This window comes from Bradyrhizobium sp. (genome assembly GCF_049798375.1).
GTDB lineage: Bacteria > Pseudomonadota > Alphaproteobacteria > Rhizobiales > Xanthobacteraceae > Bradyrhizobium.
In genome coordinates this window covers 1-3,930 of record NZ_JBARGP010000370.1, presented here as the reverse complement: position 1 = coordinate 3,930, position 3,930 = coordinate 1, and the positions used below count along the sequence as shown (strand labels likewise).

The following is a 3,930-nucleotide window of genomic DNA, read 5'->3' as shown; positions in this document are numbered from 1 at the left end:
GCGAACGGTGCATCTGCGAGACGATGACGCGCTCGGTGCCGTTGACGATGAAGGTGCCGTTCATGGTCATGAGCGGAATGTCGCCCATGTACACGTCCTGCTCCTTGATGTCCTTGACCGACTTCGCACCGGTTTCCTCGTCGATATCGAACACGATGAGGCGCAGCGTCACCTTCAGCGGCGCGGCAAAGGTCATGCCGCGCTGGCGGCACTCGTCCACGTCATATTTCGGCGGCTCGAATTCATAGCGGACGAATTCCAGCATCGAGGTTCCCGAAAAGTCGGAGATCGGGAACACCGAGCGGAACACCGCCTGCAAGCCCTCGTCCGGCCGACCGCCCGTGGGCTCGTCAACCATCAGGAACTGATCATAGGACGCCTTCTGAACCTCGATGAGGTTCGGCATCTCTGCGACTTCCTTGATGTGTCCGAAGAACTTGCGAACGCGTTTGCGACCGGTGAATGTCTGCTGCGCCATCGTGGCCTCTCATTTCGCCGCCCGGAAGGGGGCGGACCTTCCGAAGAGCGCTTGCGCTCGCCCTTCGGGTTGAATTTCCATCCATTTCGAGGGCCAGAAGGCCGTTTCGGGAACGAAACCGTCCCAAATCCGTTCTTCAGACCTCCAAAACGCAAAACGACGCGCGGAGCGCAAGGGCGCACCCGCTCGTCACAACCATCTCGCTACGGACTGCAAAAGCCCGAAATTGCCAATCTCCCAACGGTCCGCGACGGGAAACGCCATTCCCCCCGCTCACCGGCTTTTCGTGCTGCCGACCCAATATGGGTTGACAATAATCGAGATTCGAGAGGGAAGCCCCTCCCTCTCCACAACTTTTCGTGTTTTACGCGCAACGGGCCCTCCCTTTGCACGTCTTTTGCAGTGGTGACGGGCTCCGGCGCCCGAACTGCCGCAATTAATCCGGACGATGGTCGGGCAATTTGGCCGCCCGACCATCGAATCGCCGGCACGAGATCCCGGGTCTCGCTCGCGCTCGCCGGGATCTGCGCGTAATCTGCGATTACTTGAGCTCGACCTTGGCGCCAGCCTTCTCGAGCTGAGCCTTGAGCTTCTCGGCTTCGTCCTTGTTGACGCCTTCCTTAACGGCCTTCGGAGCGCCTTCGACCAGGTCCTTGGCTTCCTTCAGGCCCAGGCCGGTGATGGCGCGGACTTCCTTGATGACCTCGATCTTCTTGTCGCCGGCAGCGGCCAGCATGACAGTGAACTCGGTCTTCTCTTCAGCCGGGGCAGCGGCAGCAGCAGCCGGGCCGGCCACTGCGACGGCAGCAGCGGCGGAGACGCCCCACTTCTCTTCCAGGAGCTTGGCGAGCTCGGCGGCCTCGAGAACGGTGAGGCTGGAAAGGTCGTCGACGATTTTCTGCAGGTCAGCCATTGATCTATTTCCTTAAGATGGTTGGTTCGAAACCAGATTGTCGAGGGATTGCGAAGGGCGTCAGGCCGCTTCGCCCTTTGAGGCATAAGCCTGAATGACCCGAGCGAGCTTGCTCGCGGGCGCAGTGGAGAGCTGGGCGAGCTTGGTCGCCGGGGCCTGGATCAGGCCGACGAGCTTGCCGCGCAGTTCGTCCAACGACGGCAGCGAGGCGAGAGCCTTGACGCTGTCGACATTCAGGACGGTTTTACCCATCGAGCCGCCAAGAATGACGAACTTTTCGTTCGCCTTGGCGAATTCGACGGCAACCTTGGGCGCCGCGACAGGATCGTTTGAAGTTGCGATCACAGTCGGCCCCCTCAACAGGGAACCGATGCCGACGACGTCCGTGCCTTCAAGAGCAATTTTGGCGAGACGGTTCTTCGAGACCTTCACCGACGCACCCGCCTGCTTCATCTGCATGCGCAGCTTCTGCATCTGGGCCACGGTGAGGCCGGAATAGTGAGCGACGACCGCAACGCCCGTGGTCTCGAAGACCCCGTGCAATTGTTCGACCGCCTCTTTTTTTGCCGCTCGTTCCACAGCAAGCTCTTTCCGGTTAGCGGCCTTCGCCTTGAAGGACAGACGGGACCGCCGGGTTGCACCCACCGTCCTGCCAAGATGACGTCCGGACCCAAAGGCCCTTCGAACACATGAGCAGGACGACGACTTGAATTGCCTGCCCTTCCGCGCGCCTGCCGGCCCACGGAGTGTCGAGGTTCGAACCAAACCAGCATCCGCAGACGAGACGCGTGCGGATGCCAAAAATCCGGTCTTCACCCGTCTATGCAGGCCATACGATTAAGCCGTAGAGGAAATTCGAGATTTCCGCGGGCGCCTGCAGTCTTGGACAGGATCGAGGCGATCGGCGAACCGACCTCCCCTGCGGCATTCTTGGGAGCAGAAGGATCCTCCTTCCTTTCGAGCTATCCAGATGGACATCTCAAAAGGAACGATTTCTCCTCCAAGCTTTGGGAATGCACGCACAGGCGCGCCAGCAAGCTGGTACGCCCGGAAGGCGGTTCTTTAACGGGTCGGTGACCGCTTGCCAAGAGCAAATTTCGGGCCGGTTCCTGGGAGATAGCGAAAAGTTCCAAGGAACTCGCTGAAAAATCTGACCGGTCGATGTCACGTACGCCGCTCCCGGCTCGTCTGGTCCAGAAGGAGGTGCGCATGATGCAACGATGGTTCGCAGGACTTCTGGCGATAGGCAATATCGTCAACGGGCTCGCGATGCTGTTCGCCAGCTCGCTGTGGTGGGCGCATGTAGCCGGCGCCCGGGATACCGGCCCCTTCAACCCGCACTTCGTCCAGGACGTCGGCGCGGCATTCCTGGTCTCGGGCCTTGCACTCGCCGCGCGCGCCTGGCGCGAGGACTATTGGCTCGCCGCCCTCGCCGGCGTCGGCTTCCTGGCGGCGCACGCCCTGCTTCACCTCGCGATGATGGCAAGCGGGCACCATGGCCACGCCATGGAGGATGTTTTCGCCGTCATCGTGCCGGCGGCGCTCGCCGTCTATGCCGCCCTGCCCAGCCGAGGAGACCCACGCCATGCTTAGCTTCTTCATCCGCCGCAAGCTTCGCGCCACAGCCAAACGCTACGGATACGACGTCAGCTATCTGGACTACATGCTGACGGAAGCGCCCCGCGCCTTCTTCAAGTTCGCCCCGCTAGCGGCCGCTTCATCGCATCGCGAGGTCGTTCCGATCGAGGCGAGCTTCGCCGCCAAGATCACCGGCGCCATGGCCGAGGATTGTGGCCCCTGCGCCCAGCTCACCGTCAACATGGCCCTGGAAGCCGGCATGCCTAAGAGCCAGGTCGAGGCTGTCGTCCGCCATGACGTCCCGGCGATGTCCCCGGAGACGGCGCTCGGATTTGGCTTCGCCGACGCGATTGTGCATCGTTCGGACGATCAGGATTTCAGGCGCGAGGCGGTTCGCGCGCGCTGGGGCGACAAAGGCGTGATCGACCTGGCGATGGCGCTGCAGACCGGCCGCCTGTTTCCGATGATGAAGCTAGCGCTCGGCTATGCCAAAGAGTGCCGGCGCGTCAGCGTGGATGGACACGAGATCGATGTCGTCAAGCAAGCCGCATGACAGAGACCCGCTTGCGCCGTACCGCCGGCGGCTGCTCGGCCTTGCCTATCGCATGCTGGGCAGCCGCAGCGATGCGGAGGACGTGGTGCAGGACGCTTACCTGCGCTACGTCGACGCGCACGATGTCCGGAATACCGAGGCCTTCCTGGTCACCGTCGCGACCCGGCTTTGCCTCGACCGGCTCAAAAGCGCCCGGGCGCAGCGAGAGATCTATGTCGGACCCTGGTTGCCGGAGCCGGTGTTCGATGCCGAGGGCCTGTCGGCCGATGCGGCGACCGAACTGGCGGATGATCTGTCGTTCGCGCTGATGCTCGCGCTCGACCGCCTCTCCCCGCTCGAGCGCGCGGCCTTTCTTCTGCACGACGTGTTCGACCGGCCGTTCTCCGAGATTGCCACCATGCTTTACCG

At 62.4% G+C, this 3,930-nt stretch carries 5 protein-coding genes and 1 pseudogene; 3 read left to right on the top strand and 3 right to left on the bottom strand.

The window, feature by feature from the left end:
- The 3 genes and pseudogenes from WA702_RS15890 to rplJ form a co-directional block, all read right to left on the bottom strand.
- Nucleotides 1–478 (bottom strand): annotated as a pseudogene (locus WA702_RS15890) (DNA-directed RNA polymerase subunit beta); the annotation flags it as partial.
- Nucleotides 479–1,019: 541 nt separating this feature from the next.
- Nucleotides 1,020–1,391 carry a 50S ribosomal protein L7/L12 gene (rplL, locus tag WA702_RS15885; protein ID WP_138829503.1) on the bottom strand — a complete coding sequence of 124 codons (372 nt, stop codon included), beginning with the start codon at nucleotides 1,389–1,391 and terminating at the stop codon, nucleotides 1,020–1,022.
- Nucleotides 1,392–1,451: 60 nt separating this feature from the next.
- Nucleotides 1,452–1,970 (bottom strand): 50S ribosomal protein L10, encoded by a 519-nt coding sequence (gene rplJ / locus WA702_RS15880; RefSeq protein WP_425111487.1) that lies wholly within the window; start codon nucleotides 1,968–1,970, stop codon nucleotides 1,452–1,454.
- Between the two features lie 630 nt (nucleotides 1,971–2,600).
- On the opposite strand from rplJ, the gene WA702_RS15875 reads away from it, so the two are divergent.
- The 3 genes from WA702_RS15875 to WA702_RS15865 all read left to right on the top strand — a co-directional run.
- On the top strand, nucleotides 2,601–2,984 hold the full coding sequence (locus WA702_RS15875) for a hypothetical protein (RefSeq protein WP_425111486.1): 384 nt from the start codon (nucleotides 2,601–2,603) through the stop codon (nucleotides 2,982–2,984).
- A complete protein-coding gene (locus tag WA702_RS15870) occupies nucleotides 2,977–3,522 on the top strand; it encodes a hypothetical protein (RefSeq protein ID WP_425111485.1) in 546 nt (181 codons plus the stop codon). Before WA702_RS15875 ends, WA702_RS15870 begins: the two co-directional genes overlap by 8 nt.
- Nucleotides 3,500–3,930, top strand: a 431-nt coding sequence (locus WA702_RS15865) for a sigma-70 family RNA polymerase sigma factor (protein WP_425111484.1), incomplete at its 3' end; no start/stop codon positions are given. The genes WA702_RS15870 and WA702_RS15865, both read left to right, overlap by 23 nt.